Genomic DNA, 19,095 nt, shown 5'->3' on the forward strand with positions numbered 1-19,095 from the left:
GTGCCGTGAAAGCCGTCTCGAAGACAGATGTTCGCCGTCGTTGCGCAGCGTCTTCAACTCATTCGATGGGCCCGGGCGGCAGCATCCGCTTGTGCGCCGTGGCGCGGTACTGGCGCTCGATCACCGCGACCGCGTCTTCGGCAACCTCCTCGCCTTCCAGATAGCCATCGATCTGCGCGTATGTCACCCCGTACGCGTCCTCATCAGGACGCAGTGGCCGCAACGACTCGAGGTCGGCGGTCGGCACCTTGAGCACCAGCCGGTCCGGCGCGCCCAGCAGCGACCCCAGCGCCCGCACGCGCCGCTTGGTCAGACCGCGCAGGGGCAGCACGTCCGCCGCGCCGTCGCCATGCTTGGTGAAAAACCCCATCAAGGCCTCGGCGGCCTGGTCCGTGCCGATCACCAGGCAGTCAAGCGCGCCTGCAATCGCATACTGGGCAATCATGCGCTGCCGCGCCTTGATGTTGCCGGCGCCGAAATCCTCGGCCGCCTCGTCCGCGTATTCAAGGCCGGCGGCGCGCAGCGCCTCGCGTTGCGCATCCACGGCGGGCTTGATGTCGATGCGCATACGGCGGTCAGGCGCGATGAAATCCAGCGCCTGCGCCGCGTCTTCCTCGTCGCGCTGCTCGCCGTAGGGCAAGCGCACGGCAACGAACGTGGCCGGTTGCCCTTGGCCGCGGACGCGCTCGACGGCAAGCTGCGCGATCCGCGCCGCGACCGTGGAATCCACCCCGCCGCTGATTCCCAGGACATAACCTGCGCGGCCTGACTGCATCAGGTAGTCGGCGAGGAAGGCAATGCGCCTTTCCAGCTCTTCGGTCGCGTCGAAGTCCGGGGTTACTCCCAATTCTCCGGCGATGGCATCCCGCAAGCGCAAGGGGGTGTTACCTGAGTTCATTTTCACTTCTCCACGTTGGCGCATCTGAGCAGCAATCAGCGTTCCTGCATTCAACGCGAGCCCTGCGCCGCGCCAGGCTTGTACGGGCACGGCACTTGCTCGCCGTTTGATGTTTCATTGTCGGAGGCGCCACGATGGACCCGGACTGGTCGACGATGTTTTCGTTTTCGCTCTCTCCGCTAGAGATTTTCATCCGCGGGACGATCGTCTATTGGTTCATCTTCTTACTGCTGCGGCTTGCAGGCCGGCGCGACGTCGGCTCGCTGGGTGTGGCCGACATGCTGGTGCTGGTCCTGATCGCCGATGCTGCGCAGAACGCGATGGCGGGCGAGTACAAATCCATTCTGGACGGCATGGTCCTGATCTCCACGATCATCGGTTGGACCGTGCTGGTCGACCGGGTAGGCTACTTTTTCAAGCCGCTTGGCCGCCTGCTCGAATCGGACCGGGTATGCCTCGTGCGCGACGGCGTGATCGCCAAGCGCGCGCTGCGCCGCGAATACCTGACGGAAGACGAGCTGATGAGCCAGCTTCGGCTGAAAGGCGTCCTCGAGGTTTCAGAGGTGCGCCGCGCCTACATGGAGCCGGATGGAGATATCAGCGTCATCAAGCGCCGGGCGCACAACCGCTTTCGCCGGACCTAGCAACGCGATGCGCGATGCCGGGTCGGCGGGATGTCGGCCCCCGCTCCAGCAGCGCCGTGTCCCGGCCCTTATGGCAGCGTGTGCGCATCCTCGGTCAGTACCTGCATCAGCGCCTCGACGGAGTATGGCTTCTGCATGACCGGGAATCCCAACGCCCGCGGCCCGGCCATCGCATCGCTGTAGCCGCTGGCCAGCACGATTCGGATGCCGGGCCAGCGTTCGCGGATGCGGCGGGCGAGGTCCATGCCGTTCATGCCGGGCAGCACCAGATCCAGAATCGCCAGGTCAAAGCCCCCGTCGCGCTGTTCCAGTTCATGCAGCGCTTTCTCGGCATCCACCGTCCAGGTGAGATCCTGACCCAGTTCCGCCAGCCACGCCGACACCACCTCCCCGACCATGCGGTTGTCTTCGACCAGCAGCACCTGGCGGCGCACCGGCACGTTGAGGATGACGCCGGCGGCAGGCGTCTCGACCACCTCGCCGGGGGACGTGACGGCCGGCAGGTACAGCGTGAACGTGGTTCCCTTGCCAACCGTGCTGTCCACGGTCACGTCGCCGCCGGACTGCTGCACGAAGCCCTGCACCTGGCTCAGCCCCAGGCCGGAGTTCTCATGCTGGCCTTTGGTGGTGAAAAAAGGCTCGAACACGTGCGCCAGCACACCGGGCGCGATACCCGCGCCGGTGTCCTGCACGGACAGGGCCACGTGCGGGCCATTGAGTTTGGTATGGCCTTCCAGTTCCGACGCGTCCGGCACAACCTTAGCCAATATCTTGAGTTGGCCGCCGGCCGGCATGGCGTCGCGCGCATTGATGATCAGATTGAGCAACGCGGATTCAAGTTGCCCCGGGTCCGCGAAGATCGTGCAGTCGCCCGGCCCGAACTCGTAGCTGATCGCGACGTGCGATCCAACCGACGTCTCGAAGAGCTCGCGCATCGACGCCAGGCTGTCACGCACGTCAAACGCGTGCGGCTGCAGCGGCTGCCGCTTGGCGTAGGCCAGCAACTGCCGGGTCAGCTGGGCGGCCTTTTCGGTGGTGTCGATGATGATGCCCACGTAGCGCATCAGCGAGGGGGGCAGCTCGGGATAGCGCTTGATGAATTCGGCGGAGAAGCGGATCGCGGTCAGGAAATTGTTGAAGTCGTGCGCAACGCCGCCGGTGAGGCGGCCGATGGCTTCCATGCGCTGGGCGTGATGCATGGAATCGCGGGCTTCCTGCAGTTGCTCATGCCGCTCCTTCTGCTCGGTGATGTCGCGCGTGATCTTGGCGTAGCCGACGAGGACGCCCCGGTCGTCATGGACCGGATCGATGACCACGCTGCACCAGAAGGTGCTGCCGTCCTTGCGGACGCGCCAGCCTTCGGCCTCAAAGCGCCCTTCACGCCGCGCCGTCTCCAGCGCACGCTCCGGCACGCCGGCATTTCGGTCTTCAGGTGTGTAAAAAACGGAGAAATGCTGCCCGATGATCTCGTCCGCGCCATAGCCCTTGAATCGTTCCGCGCCGGGATTCCAGCTGCTTACGCGGCCGTTGGCGTCCAGAAGGTAGATAGCGTAATCCCGCACTGCGCCTACCAGAAGGCGATAGCGGTCCTCGGACGGAAAATCCGGTAAAGAAGTCATGCAATGTCCCCACCTGCGTATCTATTCATGCTCAGCCCCGTCAGCAAACGGCGTGCCGTCCTCCGGATTCTGCTACAGCGATCGCCCGATGGGCACGGATTTTGCTGTAACAGGAGTCAGTAGGCGGCCCATCCCTGGCGCCGTCCGGGCATAGAGGGCCTCAGCAATGCAAACCATTCGTAAAGCAGTATTCCCCGTCGCGGGCCTCGGCACCCGCTTTCTACCCGCCACCAAGGCCATGCCCAAGGAAATGCTACCCATCGTCGACCGGCCGCTGATCCAGTATGCCGTTGAGGAGGCGGTCGCCGCAGGCATCACTGAACTGATCTTCGTCACCGGCCGCAACAAACGGGCGATCGAAGATCATTTCGACCGTGTACCCGAACTGGAGTACGACCTGGAGGCGAAAAACAAGAACGCCCTGCTGGAGACCGTCCGTAACGTCATCCCGGACAGCGTCAAGTGCGTGTACACCCGCCAGCCGGCAGCCCTGGGGCTGGGCCATGCGGTGCTCTGCGCGGCGCCCATTGTAGGCAACGAACCGTTCGCCGTGCTGCTGGCGGACGACATGATAGACGCGGACGCCCCCGTGATCGGCGAAATGATGAAGGTTGCCCGGGAATTCGAGGGCAGCGTCCTGGCGATCCAGCAAGTGCCAAAAACCAACACGCATCAGTACGGGATCGTGTCCGGCAGCCGCAAGGCGCACAGCGTCATGAGCCTGACCGGCATCGTGGAAAAGCCCAAGCCCGAGGACGCGCCGACCGACTTGGCGGTGGTCGGACGCTACATCCTGGAACCCCAGATCTTCGCGCTGCTGGAAGCCACCCAGGCGGGCGTCGGGGGTGAAATCCAGCTGACGGACGGTATTGCAGCCCTCCTCAAATCGCGCAAGGTCTTCGGCTTCGAATACGAAGGCGTCCGCTATGACTGCGGCAGCAAGGAAGGCTTTTACCGCGCCACGATGGAAATCGGGCGCAAGTACCACAACCTGGCCTGAGAAAGGAGTCTTTCAATGACCGATTCGAAACCCGCCCCCCCGCCAAATCCGCCGCCCTCCCCGCATGTCGATCGCGCCGAGACCGGCTTCACCGGCCAGCCGACCGAGGACGGACCGCCGACGGGGGAGGTGAATAAAAACCCCGACTCCAATTCGGGATACCCCGCCGGCGGCTCGCAAGCGCCGGCCGGCAAGGATCCGTACGGACGTCCCAAGCAGTCCGATTCCTGAGCCTGCCCGCCGCATTCACCTTGCGCCTTCAGCGACCGCACGGGGCCTTCCGCGTGCGGTCGCTGCCATCTGGCGCCCGTATTTTCCGTGACCGCGGGCGATGCCGACGCCCCCGCGCCATGCTGTAGATGAATCAGTTGCCGATGAGCCCCCTCTTTTCCCATTTATTGAAACGCGCTGCCGCCTACCGTGCCGCCATCGCCGAGGACAGCGTCCGCCTGCCGCTGCAAACGGTGGCGGCGGTACTGCTTGCCTTTGGCTGCATGACGTGGTGGCAGATGCCGGACGTCGCGTGGGGCGCCTTTTCCGCCCTTTTCGTCGTGCGCGCCACGGTCGAGGGCACGGTCGGCGAGGCCGCTGCCCGCATCCTGGGCGCACTGATCGGGGTGGCGCTGGGCATCACGATCGTCCCGTTGGCCCACGCCGCCGACATTCCGGCGCCATGGAGCATCGTGGCCGGCGTCGGTGCCGCCGCCTGCCTGTCGATACGCTGGCCGACGCTGAACTACAGCCTGGTCACGGCAACCATCCTGACCGTCACGCCGGACGCCGACATCGTCGCGGGCGCGGTGAACAAGACGCTCGCCATCGTCGTGGGATCCATTGCCGGGATTCTGGCCGCTTTTGCGGTGCTGCCCCTGTCGGCCCGGTACAGCATGCGCTACAACCTGGCCGCGTCGCTGCAGCTCTATGGCGAACTGCTGGTTGAATGGGCCGCTGCAGTGAACGAAGGCCGTGCCCGGCCGCGGCCCCGCGACAAGCCCGCGCTGGAGCGCACGCACTGGCGCGCACGCGACATGGCAAGCCAGTCTCGATCAGTGCCCATTCGTATCCTGGGCGCGGACACGCAGGCCCATCGGCTGCAGGAACGGATCGAGGAACTGTGGTTGACCGTTCCGCTGATGGAACGCATCGGCGGCATGGAGCTGACCGACAACGTCTGCCGCCGTCTGGGCCCCGCGCTGCACGACGTCGCGATGGCGGCACGGCAGCAGATCGACGGCTTGGCCCGCGTCATTCGTGACAAGGGCGCCGAAGCGCCCATGTGCAGCACCGGTGAGCCATTTGCCAAACTGGATGCCGCGGTTGAGGAAGCCGCGAGCGGCGGCGGCTTCACGGCCCGCGAGCGCGTGGCCGTGGATCTCATTCGCTGGTCGTGGCAGGAGGTCACGCGGGAACTGGACGCCCTGTGCGACACCGTCCAGCCGGAATCCTGACAACCGCGAGGCCGGATGCAGGATTTCCGGCCTCGGTGGTCAAAGCCCAACGATTAAATCGGTCAACGCGTCAAGACTTCAAGGCGTCAGCACGACCTTGATGCAGCGGTCTTCCTTGTCACGGAACGTCTTGTACAAATCCGGCCCGGCCTCCAGCTTGGCGCGATGCGTGATGACGAATGACGGATCGATCCTGCCCTGCACGATGAGGTCCAGCAGCTCGTCCGTCCAGCGCCGCACGTGGGTCTGGCCCATGCGCCACGTCAGCCCCTTGTTCATCGACGCGCCAAACGGAATCTTGTCGATCATCCCGCCATACACGCCGGGCACCGACAGGATGCCCGCCGGCCGGCACACGTACATCATTTCGCGCAGCACGTGCGGCCGGTCGGTCTCGGCGCCCACGGCCTGCTTCATGCGGTCGTACATATGCTCCATCGTGCTGCTGGCGTGCGACTCCATGCCGACCGCGTCGATGCATTTCTCCGGTCCCTTGCCGTTGGTCAGTTCCTTCAACCGTTCCACGACGTCCTCGTCCTGAAAGTTGATCGTGACCGCGCCGCAATCGCGCGCCATCTGCAGGCGTTCCGGCACGGATTCGATGCAGATCACCTGGCGCGCGCCCAGCAGGATCGCGCTCTTGATCGCCATCTGGCCGACGGGGCCACCGCCCCACACCGCGACCGTGTCGGTCGATTCGATGTCGCATTGCTTGGCGGCCTGCCAACCGGTGGGCAGAATATCTCCCAGAAACAGCACTTGTTCATCCGACAGTTCGTCGGGCACCTGCACGTGCGTTGAATCCGCAAACGGCACACGCACGTATTCCGCCTGGCCGCCGGCATAGCCGCCCGTCAGATGGGTGTAGCCGAACAGCCCTGCGGTCGTGTGGCCGAACATCTTGGCCGCCTGCGACGCATTGCGATTCGTGCGCTCGCAGACCGAGAAGTTGCCGCGCCTGCATTGGTCGCATTCCCCGCAGGTAATGGTGAATGGGATCACCACGCGGTCGCCGATCTTCAGGTTCTGCGCCTGTGCCCCGACTTCCACGACTTCGCCCATGAACTCATGGCCCATGACGTCGCCCGACTTCATGCCAGGCATAAAGCCATCAAACAGATGCAGATCGGATCCGCAAATGGCGCACGCGCTCACCTTGATGATCGCGTCGCGCGGGTGCTCGATGACGGGATCGGGAACGGTGTCGTAGCGGATGTCGTGTTTGCCGTGCCAGCAAAGTGCTTTCATCAGAATCTCCTTTGACGTGACCGCAACACGCGATCAGGCGTAGCGCAGCAAATGCCATGCCGCGAGGAATGATTCATCTGAAATGGTCGCAAAGACGCTGGGTCGAACGCAGAACTTGCAACGCAGGTCGAAAAATATCCACGACGCGTCAACACCTTGGGCCGCAATCGCCATTGATCCAGGCGATTTATCGCAGCCCCGCGTCCCGCGCGCGTTCGGCACGATGCTTGCGAAGCGCTTTCACACGCTTTCGGTGTGATACCCCGGCTCAAGCCGCCCCGCCATCACCGGACCCATCCCCATCTCCTGGAGTTTCCATGCGTACCGTCGATTCCTCAATTGGCGGCGCACCCCACGCCCGCCCTCCCACCGCACCGGAAGCACCTGCGGCGAACGGATGGCTGACGCGCGAGCGCCCTGCGATATTGTGCTTTTCCCATCTCCGTTGGAATTTCGTGCACCAGCGGCCCCAGCATCTGATGACGCGTTTCGCGCGGGCCCACGCTGTCTACTACGTTGAAGAACCCGTCTGGGAAGACGCCGCCCGCCACGGCTGGCTCGAGTCCAGCCGCGTCGATCGCGTCACCGTCATCACGCCGCATGTGGCGCGGGAAGCGGCGGAACAAGACCAGCGCCGCCTGCTTGCTGAGCTTGTCCGCGAGCACGGCCTTGCCACACCGGTCCTTTGGTACTACACGCCGATGAGCCTGCCGGTTACCGAAGATCTGGACGCCGGGCTAGTGGTGTACGACTGCATGGACGAACTGTCCGCGTTTCGCGGCGCGCCGCCGGAACTGGTGGCGCTGGAACGTCAGCTGCTCTCGCGCGCCGACGTGGTCTTCACGGGCGGGCATAGCCTTTACGAATCCAAGCGGCGGCTGCACCCAAATGTGCATGCGTTCCCCAGCAGCGTGGACCGGCAGCATTTCGCGCGCGGCCGAACGTCGGCCAGCATCCCTGCCGACCTGCTTGCAATCCCGTCGCCGCGCATGGGCTTTTATGGCGTCCTGGACGAGCGCTTCGACACGGCACTGCTGGCGCAGGCGGCCTGCATGCGGCCGGAATGGCACTTCGTGATGATCGGCCCGGTCGTCAAGATCGACCCGGCCACACTGCCGCAGGCGCCCAACATTCATTACCTCGGCTCGCGCACGTACGACCAGCTTCCCGATTATCTGGCGGGCTGGGACGTCGCCTTGATGCCGTTCGCGATGAACGAGTCCACGCGCTACATCAGCCCGACCAAGACGCCGGAATACCTGGCCGCGGGTAAGCCCGTCGTCTCCACGCCGATTGCAGACGTTGTGCGTGCCTATGGCGGGTGCCCCGTCGTGCACATCGCTGCCGACGCGACGGCCTTCGTCGACGCGATAGCGCTTGCGCTGGACGCGGCGGCCGAGCCGGACACGGTGGCCCAGCACGCCGACCGCGCGCTGGACGGCATGTCCTGGGATCGAAGCTGGGAAGGCATCTGCGACGCGATGAACCGCGCCTGGACCAGCTCCCCGCGCGGGGCCCGTCAGGCGTGGGCGGCGCCAACCGCGCTGCGCCGGCCGCAAAGTCTGACGCCCACACACTACGACTGCCTGATCGTCGGTGCAGGCTACGCCGGCAGCGTGCTGGCCGAACGCCTGGCGCGCGGCAGCGGCAAGCGCGTCATGGTGGTGGACCGCCGTCCGCATATCGCAGGCAATGCGTACGACTTCTACAACGAAGCCGGACTGCTCGTGCACCGTTACGGTCCCCACATCTTCCACACCAACTCGGACAAGGTGCTGCAATACCTGTCCCGGTTTACGGAATGGCGGCCCTATGAACACCGGGTCCTCGCCCGCACCGACGGCATGCTGGTGCCGATGCCGATCAACCTTACGACGCTCGAGCGGCTGAACGGCCGGTGCTTCACCGCCGCCGAGGCCGAACAATTTCTGCAGACGGTGGCCGAGCCGGTGTCCGTCGTGTCTAGCGCCGAGGACTACGTCGTCTCGCAGGTCGGCCGCAACCTGTACGAAAAGTTCTTCCGCGGCTACACGCGCAAGCAATGGGGCCTGGACCCCTCGCAACTGGACCGCTCCGTCGCGGCGCGCGTACCCACGCGGCTCTCGCGCGACGACCGCTACTTCACTGACCGCCATCAATGCATGCCGCTCAAAGGCTACACGCACATGTTCGAGCGCATGCTGGACCATCCCAACATATCCCTTGCGCTCGGGATGGACTTCGAGGAAGCCAAGTCGGCGTTCAGCTATGACGAGCTGATCTATACCGGCCCCATCGACGAATACTTCGGCTATTGCTTCGGCCCGCTGCCGTACCGGTCCCTCAAGTTTCGGCACGAAACGCTGAACGAGGAATGGCACCAGCCCGTCGGCGTCGTCAACTACCCGGCCGAAGACGTCCCTTACACCCGCATCACGGAATACAAGCACCTGACTGGCCAGCGCCACGCCAAGACCGCGTTGACCTACGAGTATCCCAGCGCGCAGGGAGACCCGTACTACCCCGTCCCGCGCCCCGAAAACGCTGCGCTGTTCCGGCGGTACCAGGCGCTGGCGGACGCTTGCGAAGGCGTGCATTTCGTCGGCCGCCTGGCGACTTACCGCTACTACAACATGGACCAGGTCGTGGCGCAGGCCCTGTCCACGTACGAGGAGATGGCAAGCCGGCAGGCCGAACCGCGCGGTGCGGTCGTGGCCGAATGAATAGGGGCATGGCGTTTCAGAGCTTCCTGCAGGCGGGGTTCGAATGCTCCTGTCACCGCTTCCCCGATGGCCGGCAGCTTGACCTGATCGAGTCCACGGGCCATGCGAAGTGGGCGGCCCAGGACTACGCCGCCATCGCCACGCTGGGAATGCGGACGGCAAGAGACGGGGTGCGCTGGCACCTCGTCTGCCCCGCCGCCAACCTATACGACTGGTCTTCGCTGCTGCCGGTGCTACGTGCCGCCCGCGACAGCAACGTCGAAGTGATCTGGGACCTGTGCCACTACGGCTGGCCGGCGTGGCTGGACATCTGGTCTCCCGCCTTTCCCGAGGCGTTCGCCCGATATGCCGCCGCAACGGCGCGCCTGATTGCCGGAGAAACCGATATGCCAACCTGGTATTGCCCGATGAACGAAATCTCGTACTGGAGCTGGGCGGGCGGCGACATGGCGCACTTCGGACCATGCACGCTCGGCCGCGGCCTGGAATTGAAACGGCAACTCGCGCGCGCCGCGATCCAGGCCAGCGACGCGATCCAGGAAGCCGACCCGGACGCGCGTCTGGTCTGCGCCGAGCCGCTGATTGCCATTCAGCCCGCGCAACCCGGCGACGCCCTGGAAGCCGCGGCGGCCAGCGAGGCCCAGTTCGAAGCACTCGACATGCTGTGCGGACGCGGGCACGCGGACCTGGGTGGCGACGAGCGCTACGTCGACGTCATCGGGTTGAACTACTACCCCCACAACCAATGGCTCCACCGCGGCGCGCCCCTGCCGTGGGACGACGCGCGCTACACGCCCCTGGCCCACCTTCTGCAAGGTTGCGCGCACCGCTACGGCAAACCCCTGTTCATTGCGGAAACCGGGGCCGAAGGTCTCGCCCGCCCCCGCTGGATGCGCTACGTCGCCGACCAGGTCGCGCTGGCGCAGGCGCGCGGCGTCGACGTCGCGGGCATCTGCCTGTATCCGGTGACGGACTACCCCGGCTGGGAAGACGACCGCCACTGCCCGACCGGCCTCCTGAGCGCGCCCGCGTCCGACGGCCGGCGCAGCGTGTACGCCCCGCTCGAAATCGAACTGCGCGCGCAGGCGGTACGCGCGGGCCGCGGTCCCGCCGGCCTGCTCCCCGCGCCCACATGCAGCGCCGACGGAGATTGAGTCATGCCCGACCTGCCCGCCCTCCCCACCCAACCCACGGCCTTTCTCTGGCGATACGTCCGCCAGCGGCCCTGGGCGTTCGGCCTGCTGGGGTTGATCGTCGTCCTGGCCGGCGTGTGCTCCGTGACGGTTCAGTACGCCATGAAGCTCATCGTCGACGCCATGGCGCTGGGCGCGGACGCATCCGTGCAGGTGTGGTGGGCGCTCGGCCTTTTCCTCGCCGTCATCGCCATCGAAGCGGCACTGTGGCGCTGCGGCGGATGGCTGGGTTGCCGCAACATCGTGGCCGCCTGCGCCGCGCTGCGTGTCGAAGTCTTCGAGCACCTGAGCCACCATTCCACCCGCTACTTCCGCCAGCACCACTCCGGCGCCCTCGCCAACCGCATCTCGTCCACCGCAAGCGCCGCCGGCGCCATCTACGGCGCCATGGTCTGGAGCATCGTGCCGCCCTGCGTCGACTTCCTGGGCGCCGTGGTCGTTCTCAGCACCGTCGACTGGCGCATGGCCGCCGCCCTGCTCGGCTTCGTCCTCGTGCTGGCCGCCATCATCATCTCCTTCGGCGCGCGCGGGCGCAGCCTGCACCAGCAGTACGGCGAGCAGGCCGCCCACGTCGGCGGCGAAATCGTCGACGCCATCTCCAACATCTGGGCCGTCCAGGCCTTCTCCGCCCAGGCGCGCGAGCGTGCACGCCTTGAAAAGGCGCTCGGCGAAGAAGCCCGCGCCCAGCGCCGAAGCTGGATGTACGTCGAAAAGGCACGCGTCATCCATGACGCCTGCCTGTGGCTCGTGGCCGGCGGCATGCTGCTCTGGGTGCTGCGCGCCTGGGAACAGGGCCAAGCCAGCCCCGGCGACGTCGTCGTCGTCAGCGCGCTCACCTTCCGCATCCTGCATGGCTCGCGCGACCTCGCGCTCGCGCTCGTCGGCACCGCGCAGCAGTTCGGCGTCATTGCCGAGATGCTGCGCCTGGTCGGACGGCCACACTCCGTGCCCGACGTACCCCACGCCCAACCGCTGCGCGATCCCGCCGGCGCCATCGCCTTCGAAGGCGTCCAATACACCTACCCCGACGGCTGCCATGCGCTGCGCGGCATCACCCTATCCATCCGCCCCGGCATGAAAGTAGGCCTGGTCGGCGCCTCCGGCGCCGGCAAGTCGACCCTGCTCTCGCTATTGCAGCGCGCCGACGAACCACAACAGGGCCGCATCCTGATCGGCGGCCAGGACATCCGCAAGGTCACGCTAGCAAGCCTGAAAGACGCCATCTCCGTCGTGCCGCAAGACGTCAGCCTGTTTCGCCGGACCATCATGGAAAACATCCGCTACGGCCGGCCCGACGCCACCGAAGAAGACGTCATCACCGCCGCACGCCAGGCACATTGCGACACCTTCATCCAGCGCCTGCCCGACGGCTACGCCACCATCGTCGGCGAACGCGGCGCCCTGCTGTCGGGCGGAGAACGGCAACGCATCGGCATCGCCCGCGCCTTCCTCAAAGACGCACCCATCCTGCTGCTCGACGAAGCCACCTCCGCGCTGGACAGCTACTCCGAACAGCTCATCAAGGACGCCCTGGCCGAACTCATGCGCAGCCGCACCGTCGTCGCCGTCGCGCACCGGCTGTCATCCCTCACGCGTTACGACCGCATCGTCGTCATCGACGCCGGCCGCATCGTGGAAGACGGCTCGCTCGACGAACTGCTGGCCGCGCGGGGGCCACTCCGTGCGATGTGGGACATGCAGGCCGGTCACGACCGCCGCAGCAGCCAGGACGGCATCCACCCGATTCCCGCCACCGCCTGACCGCCTTTACCGACTATTCCAGGAGCCCTGATGGAACTCGTCCGCCCTACCGATGATCCGACCGTCCCCCGCCGCCTGCGCCGCGCCAGCTTCCTGCTGGGCTTCGCCATGGGCGGTTTCTTCGACGGCATCCTGCTGCACCAGATCCTGCAATGGCATCACCTGCTCTCCAACATACAGGTCGGCCCCCTGGGCAGCCTGACCGCCCAGGTCGCCGCCGACGGCATCTTCCACGCCATCATGTACGTCATCGCAGCCGCGGGCTTGATCGAGCTATACCGCGCCCGCTCCGCCGCCACGACCGGCCCCGCGCTCCGTCCGCGATGGGGCCACTTCTGGATCGGCTTCGGCGCCTGGCACATCATCGACGCGCTGCTCTCGCACTGGATCACCGGCATCCATCGCATCAAGATGGACGCAGAAAACCCGCTGGTGTGGGACTTGGCCTGGTTCGTCGTATTCGGCGTGTTGCCGCTGCTGTACGGCTGGCGCACACGCAACCATCGCCGTCCACCGCCCAACGCGCGTACTGGCAAGACGTTTGCCAGCTTGTTGGTGGCAGCCGTGCTTGCAGGTGGGCTGGTGAATCTCTTTCCGTTGCGCGCGGATGCAGACACAACTGTCATCGCGCTGCGGCCAGGCGCATCGCCCGGGGCGATGTTTCAGGCGTTGGCGGATACCGACGCGCGAGTCGTGTGGTCAGATTCGCAGGGATCAGTGTGGGTGATGACGGCGATCCCGATGGGAGAGAAGCTGCGGTTATTTGCGGCCGGCGCAATGTACGTCAGCGGCTCGGTGGCACCGGCCGGTTGTTCGGCGTGGCTGAAGGCAGGCACCACGTAGCTGACAACCGATTTTCATCCGCAAGCGCGAAGCGTCATCGTCAGACGCAAGACACCGCGTAAGTCCCTCCAGGCCGCCCGCGCGGCCGTCGTGGGACGGGCCCCGCAAGATGCTCCACACCCAGAAATCGCCAGCAAGAACCTCAAGAACTCCACCCGCCCCAGCGCCCGGCAAGCTCAAGCCACTCGAGCCCGGCGTGGCGTCGGCCTGGGGCGCGCGGGGCGTGTAGATGCGCCCGAGGGAATCGGAAGGCAGTCGCCGCAGGCGACAACGACGATGACGAAGGGGCAGTCCGGAGCGAAGGCTCCGGACCGCAATCGTAGCCCCGCGCGCCCCAGGCCGACGACGCGCCGGGCGTCAAAAGAACCCTGCCCGCCACCAAACCCAACCAGCCAACCACCTCACCGCCGCGACCGCAGCAACCAGCAAGCCGCCCCACCAATCACGACGGCAGCGGCAACGAGCGAAGTACTAGGCTGATTAACCGCCATCTTGGTATACATGCTCCGACGACCAACCTGCTGCTCGGCGGAATGCGACCCGCCACCTTCATACAGCGAATCAGATCCCCCGTCAGCCACCGCGCCACCGCGCTGCTGCCGAAACAGCCATCCAGCCATACGGTCCGCCAGCCCCGGCATATTCTGACCCAGCGTAGAAATAGCCCGCGACGCGCTCCCCACGTACAAATCCCGCGTCGGATGCTCCGCCGCGTGCAGAATCGCATCAGCCACCGCCTCCGGCGCGTAAACCGGCGCTGGGAGACTAGGCTGAACGTCCATATAGTTGCGCGCGTGCGAAGTAAACCCTGTAGCAATCGAAGCCGGCTTGATCAACGTCACCGACACCGGCGCCCCTTCTTCACGAAGCTCCATCCGCAACGCATCCGTAAACCCCTTCACCGCATGCTTAGCCGCCGAATACGCCCCCTGCAGCGGCACAGCCCGATCCGACACCTCGCTGCCCACATTGATCAACGCACCGCCACTTGCCTTCATGTGCCGCACCGCCACCATAGACCCGTACACCACGCCCCAGTAATCCGTATCGAACAGCTTGCGCTGGTCCTCAACCGGCACCGACTCCAGCGTTCCAAAGATCGAAACGCCCGCGTTGTTCACCCACGTATCAACCCGCCCATAACTATCAATCGCGCGTTCCAGAATACGATCGTGATCGTCCTGCACACCCACATCCGCAACCACGCTGATCGCCGATCCGCCGCCCCGCACGATATCGTTCAGCACGCTGTTCAGCCCGTTTTCCTGGCGTCCCACCAACACCACCTTCGCCCCGCGTTCAGCCGCCATCTTCGCTGTCGCCGCGCCGATGCCGCTGCTCGCGCCCGTAATCACCATCACCTGCTCACGTAGCGGTTTCAGTTTCAATTTCATTGAGTGCTCCCGGTTGCCAACGCGAAAACCGCGCTGCGGATCGGGCCAGCAATCCCCATTCCTGAAGCGTGCCCCAAACGCCACCCCGTCCGCGTCCGCTCCCTCCGCGCCACGCCGCTCCCGCGCCCGCCACGCCAGCGATCCCAACGCCATCCCAAGTCCGAACGCCCCGTACACCAACACCAGCGCCAACGTGCTCAGCCGATGCTCGAACCCCGGGGTCAGGCGCTGCGGCGTCGCGCGATAGTCAACCAGGCACGCGATCGCCGCCGCCGTCAGCCCCGCCGCCACTGCCGGCCCCGTACGATAAGTCGCCGGCATCCCCTGCGTGCCCCGCGCATGCAGCACCCCCCAGAACACCGCCGCCGAATGGTGAATCGCATAGCCGGTTGCCGTATGCCGCCACGTCGGCGCATCGGCGTGCAACGCCGGTCGTCCCCATATCCAGTGGCTGGTCGAATTGGTGGGCGCCGTCCAACTGTCGGCCTCCTTGCGGCCCGCAACCGCCAACACCAGCGTCGACAGCACACTGGCGGCGGATCCACTGATTGCGCCCTCGCGCAACGCCGTGAGCCATGGCTTCATGAGCATTCCTTGTGAAAGTCGACGGGCACGGAGCTTGCGGCGCCCGACATCGCAACGGCGGCGCGGCATTCCCGCAACCGCCAGGGAGAATCGGCTTGAGAATCTTGTTGACGGGGGCAAGCGGTTTTATCGGCGGCAGTCTTGCGCGCGCCTTGCTGGCCGACGGACACACCCTTGTGTGCCCCGTGCGCCGCATGCCAACCGGCAACGCCATGCCCGACGCAACTTTCGTACCCATGGAGTTCGGCAATGCCCAGTCCGAGGACGACTGGATGCCGCTGCTTGAAAATATCGACGCCGTCATCAACACCGTCGGCATCTTTCGCGAGCGACAGGCCGGGGACTTTGCCGCCGTGCATGTGCGCGCGCCACAGGCCCTGTTCCGCGCCGCCCAGCGGCAGAACGTCCGATGCGTGATCCAGTTCTCGGCGCTGGGTTCCGATGACAACGCCGCCAGTGACTTTCACCTCAGCAAGCGAGCAGCCGACGACGCCCTGCGCCTGACCAACCTGCCGGCAGCGATCATCCAGCCGTCCCTGGTTTACGGACCCGGCGGCGCCAGCGCCTCGCTCTTTAACCGGCTTGCCGTACTGCCTGCGGTGCCGCTGCCCGGCGGCGGGCGGCAGGCCGTGCAACCCGTGCATCTGGACGACGTCATCGACGGCGTGCTCGCTCTGTTGCGCTCGCCGCCACAAGCGCCCGTCACCATTGCGTTCTGCGGGCCTGCGCCCATCACCGTGCGCGATTACCTTGCCGCGCTGCGCCGCGCATTGGGCGTTGACTCGCGTCAACGCGTCATCGCCATCCCCTCGCGCCTGGCCACGGGCCTCGCCACCGGCGCGGCGATGCTGCCCGGCAGCCTGATCGACCCCACGGCCTTGTCGATGCTCGAACGCGGCAACACCGCCGACCCCGCCCCTTTTTCCGCGTTGCTCAACCGTCCCCCGCGCGCGCCCGGCCGCTTCATCGCGCCGCCCACCCGCGACGGCCTGCGCGCAAGCGCGCTACTGGACATCACGCTGCCGCTCTTGCGGTTCAGCATCGCACTGGTGTGGCTGTGGACCGCCGCCGTCTCCTTCGGTCTGTATCCGGTCGCCGCCAGTCTCGACCTGCTGCATCGAACCGGCGTGCCCGCAGTCCTTGCGCCCGTGGCGCTTTACGGCGCGGCAACGCTCGACCTGAGCTTCGGCGTATTGACCCTGCTATTACGCGGCCGCGCCCGGCAATGGTTGTGGGTTGCACAGGCCGTGCTTATCGCGGGCTACACCGCGATCATCACCGTTCGCCTGCCCGAGTTCTGGATGCACCCATTCGGACCGTTGTCGAAAAATTTACCGATGCTGGCAGCGTTGGGGCTCCTGTATTTGCATGAACCCGTCACGCCCAGGAAACGCGAATGGAATACCTGATCTTCAAGCTGATCCACGTGCTCTCGTCGACGCTGCTTTTCGGCACCGGCATAGGCTCCGCGTTCTACCTGCTGTGCGTCGTGCTGCGCAGGGACGTCCACGTAATCGCCGTCGTAGGACGCCTGGTGGTCGTGGCCGACTGGCTCTTCACCGCGACAACCGCCGTGCTGCAGCCGCTCACCGGCCTGTATCTGGTTCACCTCATGCAGATGCCGCTATCCACGCCGTGGATCGCGTGGTCGCTGGGGCTGTATGCCGTCGCCATCGCGTGCTGGTTGCCCGTGGTGCGTTTGCAGATGCTGATGCGTGATGCCGCGGCGGCGGCGGACCATGCAGGAACTCCGTTGCCCGCAGCGTTCTGGCGCTGGTTTGGCTGGTGGGTCGCGCTGGGCGCAATCGCCTTCGTGGCATTCCTGGCGATCTTTTATCTGATGGTCTTCAAGCAAGCGTGATCGTGAAAGAACCAGGCCGTCAGGAACATTTGTTGCGGCATCGGTTCGCTGTCCGCCGCACACGGGGCGACACATTCAGGAGAACGCTATGGAAAGTGATACCAGTAAAGCGGCCGAGCATCTGTTGGATTGGCTGCGTGACGCCCACGCCATGGAAGAGCAAGCCGAAACCATGCTGACGAGCCTGGCAGGCCGCATCGAGACCTATCCCGAGGTCAAGCAGCGGATCGAGCGTCACATTGTCGAAACGCGCGAACAGCAGCGCCTGGTGCGCGGCTGCATCGAGCGGCTGGGCGGGGACACGTCGATGTTCAAGGACCTGACCGGCAAGATGATGGCGACGTTCCAGGGATTTTCCGGCGTCTTTGCCAGCGACGAGATCATGAAGGGCGCGATGTTCAGCTACGCCTTCGAGAATCTTGAGATCGCCGCGTACAGCCAGTTGGTCGAAGCCGCCAAGTTCGTCGGCGATGCGGAAACGGCCGCGGTCTGCGAACGCATCCTGCAGGAAGAGCGCGCCATGGCGCAGTGGATCGAACACAACACACCGGGCCTCATGCGCCAGTTCCTCATGCGGGCAGATGACCCGGACAGCCAGGCGAAGCGCTGAATCTACAACCCGCGCGCAATGCTTTCACGGCTGCCGCGCAACACGCATCCCGGTGGAGTGCCGGGTATCAGGAGAACGTTATGTTTGCACACAACAAGCGACTGCAATACACGGTACGTGTCAGCGAGACCAACCCTGGTCTTGCCAACCTGCTGCTGGAACAGTTTGGCGGCCCGCAGGGCGAACTGGCCGCGGCCTGTCGCTATTTCACGCAGGCGCTGGCCGAAGACGACCCGGGCCGCAAGGACATGCTGCTCGACATCGCCACGGAAGAACTGAGCCATCTGGAAGTCATCGGCACGCTCGTCGCCATGCTGAACAAGGGCGCCAAGGGCGTGCTGGCCGAAGCCACGGAATCCGAAGCCGAGATCTACCGGCGTCTGAACGGCCCCGGCAATGACTCGCACGTCACGCAGGTGCTGTATGGCGGCGGTCCCGCCCTGGTCAATTCCGGCGGCCAGCTCTGGACGGCCGGCTACATCGACACCATCGGCGATCCGTCCGCCGACCTGCGGTCGAACATCGCCGCGGAGGCGCGCGCCAAGATCATCTACGAGCGCCTCATCAATGCCACCGATGATCCCGGCGTCAAGGATGCCCTGGGCTTCCTGATGACCCGCGAAGTGTCGCACCAGCGCTCCTTCGAAAAGGCGTTGTATTCGATGGAGCCGAATTTCCCGCCCGGAAAGCTGCCCGGCGACCCGCGCTTTGCCTCGGTGTACTTCAACATGTCGCAGGGCGAAGGCGACACGCGCGGCCCGTGGAACAGCGACGCCAACTTCGAGTACATCTCGGACCGCGAAGAACAGGGCGCCATCGACGGCGACGGCATGCCCAATGTGAACCTGACCCAAGACGAAGTGCTGGCGCTGCAGGCCATGGCGGCCCGCACGGCGTCCGACCCGAGCAGCGACCCGGTGACGGGTACGGAGCTCGGTCAGGTGAATGCGGCCGACGAACTAAAGCAGCCGTGACGCGACGCGCCGCAGCCCGGCGCATCCCTTGCCCGCCCCGCCCTTTCGGCCGGGCGGGTTTTCATTTCTTGCGGTCGGGCGGCTGACCTTCTCCGGACCGGTTGTCCACGGGCGGCGCATCCGGCGTGGCGCGGCCCGGGTCCCATACATCCGCGGGGTCCATTCCCGGCGGAAACTGGCGCCCCGCGCCAGTGCGGTTCGGATCGGCCGGGCGGTCCGACAGCGTGCGCTCGCCGGGCGGCACCGGCTTGCGGTCCGCGTCGGCGGGGTCGTCCTGGGGGGAATGGGGCTTGGTGCTCATGGCGCATCTCCTTG

Annotated in this window: 17 protein-coding genes; 12 read left to right on the plus strand and 5 right to left on the minus strand. The window is 65.8% G+C overall.

The annotated features are described in order from the left end of the window. Positions 1-58: 58 nt before the first annotated feature. Positions 59-898, minus strand: a complete 840-nt coding sequence (nadE, locus tag AB3147_RS19750; protein ID WP_367352760.1) for an ammonia-dependent NAD(+) synthetase — start codon at positions 896-898, stop codon at positions 59-61. A 134-nt stretch (positions 899-1,032) separates the two neighbouring features. On the opposite strand from nadE, the gene AB3147_RS19755 reads away from it, so the two are divergent. Next, positions 1,033-1,542 (plus strand): DUF421 domain-containing protein, encoded by a 510-nt coding sequence (locus tag AB3147_RS19755; RefSeq protein WP_175185705.1) that lies wholly within the window; start codon positions 1,033-1,035, stop codon positions 1,540-1,542. Between the two features lie 68 nt (positions 1,543-1,610). Here AB3147_RS19755 and AB3147_RS19760 read toward each other — a convergent pair whose 3' ends face one another. Beyond that, positions 1,611-3,161 carry a PAS domain-containing sensor histidine kinase gene (locus AB3147_RS19760; protein ID WP_367352761.1) on the minus strand — a complete coding sequence of 517 codons (1,551 nt, stop codon included), beginning with the start codon at positions 3,159-3,161 and terminating at the stop codon, positions 1,611-1,613. Positions 3,162-3,327: 166 nt separating this feature from the next. Here AB3147_RS19760 and galU point away from each other — a divergent pair, with 166 nt between their 5' ends. The 3 genes from galU to AB3147_RS19775 all read left to right on the plus strand — a co-directional run bounded on the left by galU (position 3,328) and on the right by AB3147_RS19775 (position 5,609). Continuing rightward, complete coding sequence (gene galU, locus AB3147_RS19765; protein ID WP_239215513.1) at positions 3,328-4,161, plus strand: UTP--glucose-1-phosphate uridylyltransferase GalU; 834 nt, start codon at positions 3,328-3,330, stop codon at positions 4,159-4,161. 15 nt (positions 4,162-4,176) lie between these two features. Then, positions 4,177-4,392 carry a hypothetical protein gene (locus tag AB3147_RS19770; protein ID WP_218344454.1) on the plus strand — a complete coding sequence of 72 codons (216 nt, stop codon included), beginning with the start codon at positions 4,177-4,179 and terminating at the stop codon, positions 4,390-4,392. Positions 4,393-4,535: 143 nt separating this feature from the next. Next, the gene (locus tag AB3147_RS19775; protein ID WP_246282963.1) at positions 4,536-5,609 is read left to right on the plus strand and encodes an FUSC family protein; all 1,074 of its coding nucleotides are present in this window, start codon (positions 4,536-4,538) and stop codon (positions 5,607-5,609) included. 78 nt (positions 5,610-5,687) lie between these two features. Here AB3147_RS19775 and AB3147_RS19780 read toward each other — a convergent pair whose 3' ends face one another. Next, positions 5,688-6,857: a zinc-dependent alcohol dehydrogenase gene (locus AB3147_RS19780; protein ID WP_367352762.1), complete on the minus strand. Its 1,170-nt coding sequence runs from the start codon at positions 6,855-6,857 to the stop codon at positions 5,688-5,690. Between the two features lie 455 nt (positions 6,858-7,312). On the opposite strand from AB3147_RS19780, the gene glf reads away from it, so the two are divergent. The 4 genes from glf to AB3147_RS19800 are packed head-to-tail and all read left to right on the plus strand — an operon-like array spanning position 7,313 to position 13,356. Beyond that, positions 7,313-9,559 (plus strand): UDP-galactopyranose mutase, encoded by a 2,247-nt coding sequence (glf, locus tag AB3147_RS19785; protein WP_367352763.1) that lies wholly within the window; start codon positions 7,313-7,315, stop codon positions 9,557-9,559. An 8-nt stretch (positions 9,560-9,567) separates the two neighbouring features. Continuing rightward, positions 9,568-10,713, plus strand: a complete 1,146-nt coding sequence (locus AB3147_RS19790) for a beta-glucosidase (protein ID WP_367352764.1) — start codon at positions 9,568-9,570, stop codon at positions 10,711-10,713. Positions 10,714-10,716: 3 nt separating this feature from the next. After that, positions 10,717-12,513, plus strand: a complete 1,797-nt coding sequence (locus AB3147_RS19795) for an ABC transporter ATP-binding protein (RefSeq protein WP_367352765.1) — start codon at positions 10,717-10,719, stop codon at positions 12,511-12,513. A gap of 30 nt (positions 12,514-12,543) precedes the next feature. Next, entirely contained in the window at positions 12,544-13,356 is an 813-nt protein-coding gene (locus tag AB3147_RS19800; protein WP_367352766.1) for a DUF2243 domain-containing protein, read from the plus strand. Positions 13,357-13,757: 401 nt separating this feature from the next. Here the strand turns inward: AB3147_RS19800 and AB3147_RS19805 are convergent, their stop codons facing one another. Next, positions 13,758-15,335: an SDR family oxidoreductase gene (locus AB3147_RS19805; RefSeq protein ID WP_367352767.1), complete on the minus strand. Its 1,578-nt coding sequence runs from the start codon at positions 15,333-15,335 to the stop codon at positions 13,758-13,760. 11 nt (positions 15,336-15,346) lie between these two features. Here AB3147_RS19805 and AB3147_RS19810 point away from each other — a divergent pair, with 11 nt between their 5' ends. The 4 genes from AB3147_RS19810 (at position 15,347) to AB3147_RS19825 (ending at position 18,780) form a co-directional block, all read left to right on the plus strand. Then, positions 15,347-16,744 (plus strand): SDR family oxidoreductase, encoded by a 1,398-nt coding sequence (locus AB3147_RS19810; RefSeq protein ID WP_425484351.1) that lies wholly within the window; start codon positions 15,347-15,349, stop codon positions 16,742-16,744. After that, complete coding sequence (locus AB3147_RS19815) at positions 16,732-17,196, plus strand: DUF2269 family protein (protein ID WP_175138651.1); 465 nt, start codon at positions 16,732-16,734, stop codon at positions 17,194-17,196. Before AB3147_RS19810 ends, AB3147_RS19815 begins: the two co-directional genes overlap by 13 nt. Before the next feature lie 88 nt (positions 17,197-17,284). Then, entirely contained in the window at positions 17,285-17,806 is a 522-nt protein-coding gene (locus AB3147_RS19820; protein ID WP_218344446.1) for a ferritin-like domain-containing protein, read from the plus strand. An 80-nt stretch (positions 17,807-17,886) separates the two neighbouring features. Beyond that, the gene (locus AB3147_RS19825; protein WP_367352768.1) at positions 17,887-18,780 is read left to right on the plus strand and encodes a manganese catalase family protein; all 894 of its coding nucleotides are present in this window, start codon (positions 17,887-17,889) and stop codon (positions 18,778-18,780) included. A gap of 61 nt (positions 18,781-18,841) precedes the next feature. Here the strand turns inward: AB3147_RS19825 and AB3147_RS19830 are convergent, their stop codons facing one another. Then, positions 18,842-19,081 carry a hypothetical protein gene (locus AB3147_RS19830; RefSeq protein WP_367352769.1) on the minus strand — a complete coding sequence of 80 codons (240 nt, stop codon included), beginning with the start codon at positions 19,079-19,081 and terminating at the stop codon, positions 18,842-18,844. Between the last annotated feature and the right edge of the window lie 14 nt (positions 19,082-19,095).

The organism is Achromobacter animicus, from assembly GCF_040775605.1.
Taxonomy (GTDB): Bacteria; Pseudomonadota; Gammaproteobacteria; order Burkholderiales; family Burkholderiaceae_B; genus Achromobacter; species Achromobacter animicus.